Source organism: Variovorax sp. 20P10.2.4, from assembly GCF_058244205.1.
On the sequence record NZ_JBZAYE010000581.1, the window covers coordinates 1 to 4,640 of the forward strand.

At 71.6% G+C, this 4,640-nt stretch carries 4 protein-coding genes; 2 read left to right on the plus strand and 2 right to left on the minus strand.

Features of this window, described 5'->3' with window-relative positions; genetic code table 11:
- Positions 1 to 46 precede the first annotated feature (46 nt).
- Both AC27VN_RS33430 and AC27VN_RS33435 read right to left on the minus strand, forming a co-directional pair.
- Positions 47 to 1,252, minus strand: coding sequence for a beta-ketoacyl-[acyl-carrier-protein] synthase family protein (locus AC27VN_RS33430; RefSeq protein WP_490879342.1), 1,206 nt, complete (start codon positions 1,250 to 1,252; stop codon positions 47 to 49).
- A 127-nt stretch (positions 1,253 to 1,379) separates the two neighbouring features.
- On the minus strand, positions 1,380 to 2,750 hold the full coding sequence (locus AC27VN_RS33435; RefSeq protein WP_490879343.1) for an AmpG family muropeptide MFS transporter: 1,371 nt from the start codon (positions 2,748 to 2,750) through the stop codon (positions 1,380 to 1,382).
- Positions 2,751 to 2,839: 89 nt separating this feature from the next.
- Here AC27VN_RS33435 and AC27VN_RS33440 point away from each other — a divergent pair, with 89 nt between their 5' ends.
- Positions 2,840 to 3,694 (plus strand): M48 family metallopeptidase, encoded by an 855-nt coding sequence (locus tag AC27VN_RS33440; RefSeq protein WP_490879344.1) that lies wholly within the window; start codon positions 2,840 to 2,842, stop codon positions 3,692 to 3,694.
- Positions 3,695 to 3,930: 236 nt separating this feature from the next.
- Positions 3,931 to 4,640 (plus strand): amidase family protein (locus AC27VN_RS33445; RefSeq protein WP_490879345.1); only part of this gene is annotated, 710 nt, incomplete at its 3' end.

Consider the following 4,640-nt stretch of genomic DNA (forward strand, 5'->3'; position numbering starts at 1 on the left):
GGGGCCCAGAAGGCCGGGCCCTCGATGTAGATCGTCGGTGTGGTGCTCATGCCTGCGCCGCCCTGCCGAACACCAGTGCGCAGTTGTTGCCGCCGAAGCCGAAGGAATTGGAGAGCGCGTAGCGCACCTCGCCGTGCGCCGGCGCGAGCCGGATCTGCGGGCCGAAGCCAGGGTCGAGCGCGGCCGAGTTGACCGTGCCCGGCATCAGGCCGCGCTCGATCGCCAGCAGGCTGATCACCGCCTCGACGATGCCCGCGGCGCCCAGCGTGTGGCCCGTGAAGCCCTTGGTCGAGCTCGCATGCGTGCGCGCCGGGAAGCGGCGCGCCACCAGCGCGCCCTCGACCTCGTCGTTCTTCTGGCTCGCGGTGCCGTGCATGTTGATGTAGTCGATCGCCTCGGGCGCGAGGCCGGCGCGCGCCAGTGCCTCGTCGAGCGCGCGCTCGGCGCCCAGGCCCTCGGGATGCGGCGTCGACATGTGGTGCGCGTCGCTGGCCTCGCCATAGCCCAGCAGCTGCAATCCGGTGGCGGAAGCCGCGTCGGCGCGCTCGAGCAGCGCGAAGCCCGCGGCCTCGCCCAGGCTGATGCCGTCGCGGTCCGGATCGAAGGGCCGGCAGGGCCCGCCCGACACCAGCTCGAGCGAGTTGAAGCCGAACAGCACGCTGCCGCACAGCGTGTCGACGCCGCCGACCACGGCCGCGTCGACCAGGCCCAGGCGGATCAGCCGCTCGGCCGAGGCGAACACCTTGGCGCTCGACGAGCAGGCGGTGGAGATGGTCTCGCTCGGCCCCTCGAGGCCCAGCACTTCCTGCACGAACATCGCGAGCGAATGCGGCGTGTGCACCGCCGGGCGGCGCTGCGCGGGCGGGAAATGGCCGTCGGCGTCGAGCTGGGTGTAGGCCAGCTCGGTCTCGCCGATGCTCGAGGTCGAGGTGCCGAGGATCAGCGCGATGCGCGCCGCGCCATGGCGCCCGCGCGCCGCGGCCACGGCCTCGAGGAAGCCGTCGGCCTGCAGGCCGAGCCAGGCCAGCCGGTTGTTGCGGCAGTCCCAGCGCGCGAAGGCCTCGGGCAGGCGGATCTCTTCGAGGCCGTCGACGCGGCCGATCCAGGTCGGCAGCGGCGCGGGGCCGAAGTCGTTGGCGCGCAGGCCACTGCGCGAATGTTCGAGCGCTTCGGCAAGCGGCTCCTTGCCGACGCCGACGGCCGAGGTGGCCGTGTAGGCGCTGATCTGGAGGGGGGGAATGCGGGCGGGCACGGTGTGGGCGTGGCTGGGCGGTGACGCGGTTGGAGGAGTAGTTCTTGTGGTCGGGTCTGGGGAAAGCAGCGCAAAGCCTACCAGTTGCGGGGGTGGGGCCGTGTCGGCGGTTTCCTATGGGGCCGGGTCAGGATTTCCCGCTGTCCGCACGCGCGGCCAGCGTGCGCGAGGCCAGCGCCACCAGCACCAGCACCGGCACGCCGAGCAGGGCGGTGGCGCAGAAGAAGGTGCTGTAGCCGTAGGCGTCGACGAACACGCCCGAGTAGCCGGCGATGAACTTCGGCAGCAGCAGCATCAGCGAGCTGAACAGCGCGTACTGCGTGGCCGAGTAGCTGATGTTGGTGAGGCTCGAGAGGTAGGCGATGAAGGCGGCCGAGGCGATGCCGCCCGCGAGGTTGTCGGCCGAGACCACGGCGATCAGCGCCGTCAGGTCGTGGCCGCGCGAGGCCAGCCAGGCGAACAGCAGGTTGCTCGCCGCGCTGAGCACCGCGCCCAGCATCAGCACCCGCATCACGCCCAGGCGCATCGACAGCACGCCGCCGACGAAGGCGCCCACCAGCGTCATGACCACGCCGTAGATCTTGCTGACCGTGGCCACCTCGTCCTTGGTGAAGCCCATGTCGACGTAGAAGGGGTTGGCCATGATGCCCATCACCACGTCGCTGATGCGGTAGATCGCGATCAGCGACAGGATCAGCACCGCCTGCCACTTGTAGCGGCGGATGAAGTCGGCGAAGGGCTCGACCAGCACGTCGCGCAGCCATTCGGCGGCATTGCGCGGCGCCGACAGCGAGCGCTTTGCGGGCTCGGGCGACAGCAGCACCGTGAGCACGCCCACGAACATGGAGCCGGCCATCACGAGGTAGGCCGTCTTCCAGGCGCCGTTCTGGTAGGCCGCGCCAGCTGCCGCACCCGCGGCCGGCGCGACCTCGGCCCAGGCCGCCACCCACAGCACCCCCGCCCCGGCCCAGATCATCGCGAGCCGATAGCCCGTCTGGTAGGCCGCGGCCAGCGCCGCCTGCTTGCGGGTTTCGGCCGACTCGATGCGGAAGGCGTCGAGCGCGATGTCCTGCGTGGCCGAGCCGAAGGCCACCAGCAGCGCGCACCAGATCATCGGCATGAGCCCCTGGCGCGGATCGTTGACCGCCATGCCGACCAGCCCCGCGATCACCATCCCCTGCGCCAGCAGCAGCCAGCCGCGCCGGCGCCCGAGCAGCGTGGTCAGCGGCGGCAGCGGCAGCCGGTCGACCAGCGGCGCCCAGACCCATTTGAAGCCGTAGGCCAGGCCGACCCAGCTCAGGTAGCCGATGGTGGCGCGGTCGATGCCGGCCTCGCGCAGCCGGAAGCTCAGCGTGCCCAGCACCAGCAGCAGCGGCAGCCCGGCCGAGAAGCCCAGCGCCAGCATGCGCAAGGTGGCGGGTTCGAGGTAGACCTTCAGGGCGTCGCGCCAGGGCGGCGAACCGGCGGCGGTGGATTCGGCGGGCGGGACGGAAGACATGTGGGGGCGATTGTCCATGAGCGCCGCGCCTGTCGGCCGCCGGGTCATCCACCAGGACGTCTTCATTTGTTCCTATCATCCGGCCCCATATGTGCACACGCTGCGATCGCTTTGCTCCGGTCCCCTCCCATGCCTCGGCCTGGCAGCCGCGGCGCGCCTTCCTGCTGGCCGCGGCCGGCGCGGCATTGAGCGGGCCGGCACTCGCGCAGGTCGACGTCGGCAATGCCTCGGTGGCGCGCAACCTCGTGCCGGCCGACCGCATCGAGGCCGCCGGCGGCCAGCAGTACGGCGAGCTGCTGCAGCAGGCGCGCGCCAAGAACGCGCTCGCGGGCGACGGCAATCCGCAGCTGCAGCGGCTGCGCGCCATCGCCAACCGGCTGATCCCCTTCGCCACGCCCTGGAACAGCCGCGCGCGGCAATGGAAGTGGGAGGTCAACCTGATCGGCAGCAAGCAGATCAACGCCTTCTGCCTGCCGGGCGGCAAGATCGCCTTCTTCACCGGCATCCTCGACCAGCTCAAGCTCACCGACGACGAGGTCGCGATGGTGATGGGCCACGAGATGGCCCATGCGCTGCGCGAGCATGCGCGCGCCCGCATGGCCAAGAGCGCGGGCACCGGCGCCGCGCTCTCGATCGGTGCGCAGCTGCTCGGCCTGGGGCAGGTCGGCGACCTCGCCGCGCGCGCGGGCACCCAGCTGCTCACGCTCAAGTTCAGCCGCGGCGACGAGACCGAGGCCGACCTCGTCGGCCTGGAACTCGCGGCGCGCGCCGGCTACGACCCGAAGGCCTCGGTGTCGCTGTGGAACAAGATGGCCACGGCCTCGAAGAACCAGGGCGGGCTGAGCTTCCTCTCCACCCACCCGAGCGGGCCGGACCGGATCGCCAAGCTGCAGGCGAATCTGCCGAAGGTGGAGAACCTGTACCGGGACGCCAAGAAGAGCTGAGCGCCCTGTCTTCCTCCTTCCCCCTCTGGGGGAAGGCCGGGATGGGGGCACCGGGCGGTGGACAAGGCCCGCAACGATGGCAAGGCCTGGCGCCCCCACCCCAACCCTCCCCCAGCGGGGGAGGGAGCCACACATAGATAGCTGAGCGACCGACGCCGCGGGCGCCCCAGCAGCGGCCCGCGCGCGCTGGCACGCCGCTTGCATCTCGACTTGTACACAAGTTTGGATGCCTGATCATGGTGCATGACGAGAAAGACCCGGCCGCCGCGGCGTGGATCCTGCGTTTCGCGCAGCCGCTGACGCGCGAGAACGACGACACGCGGGAAGCCACGCCCGCTTCCACCGCCGCCCCGCTCGCGGGCCTGCGCTTCGCCGTCAAGGACAACATCGACGTCGCCGGCGTGCCCACCACCGCCGCCTGCCCGGCCTTCGACCGCCTGCCGGCCGCCCATGCAGCCGTGGTGCAGCGGCTGCTCGACGCCGGTGCGTCGCTGCTCGGCAAGACCAACCTCGACCAGTTCGCCTGCGGCCTCAACGGCACGCGCTCGCCCTATGGCGAGGTCGGCAATGCCTTCGATGCACGCTACGTGTCCGGCGGCTCGAGCTCGGGTTCGGCCCGCGTGGTCGCCACCGGCGAGGCCGACTTCGCGCTCGGCACCGACACGGCCGGCTCGGGCCGCGTGCCCGCGGGCCTCAACAACATCGTCGGCCTCAAGCCCTCGCGCGGGCTGCTGAGCACCGCCGGCGTGGTGCCGGCCGCGCAGAGCGTCGACTGCGTCTCGATCTTCGCGCGCACCGTCGCGCTCGCGGTCGAGGTGCTGCAGGCCGCGCTCGGCTTCGATGCGCGCGATCCCTATTCGCGCGACATGGCTCTCGATGCCCAGCCCTTCCCCGCCGCCTTCCGCTTCGGCGTGCCCGACCGCCTCGCCTTCTTCGGCGACACGCT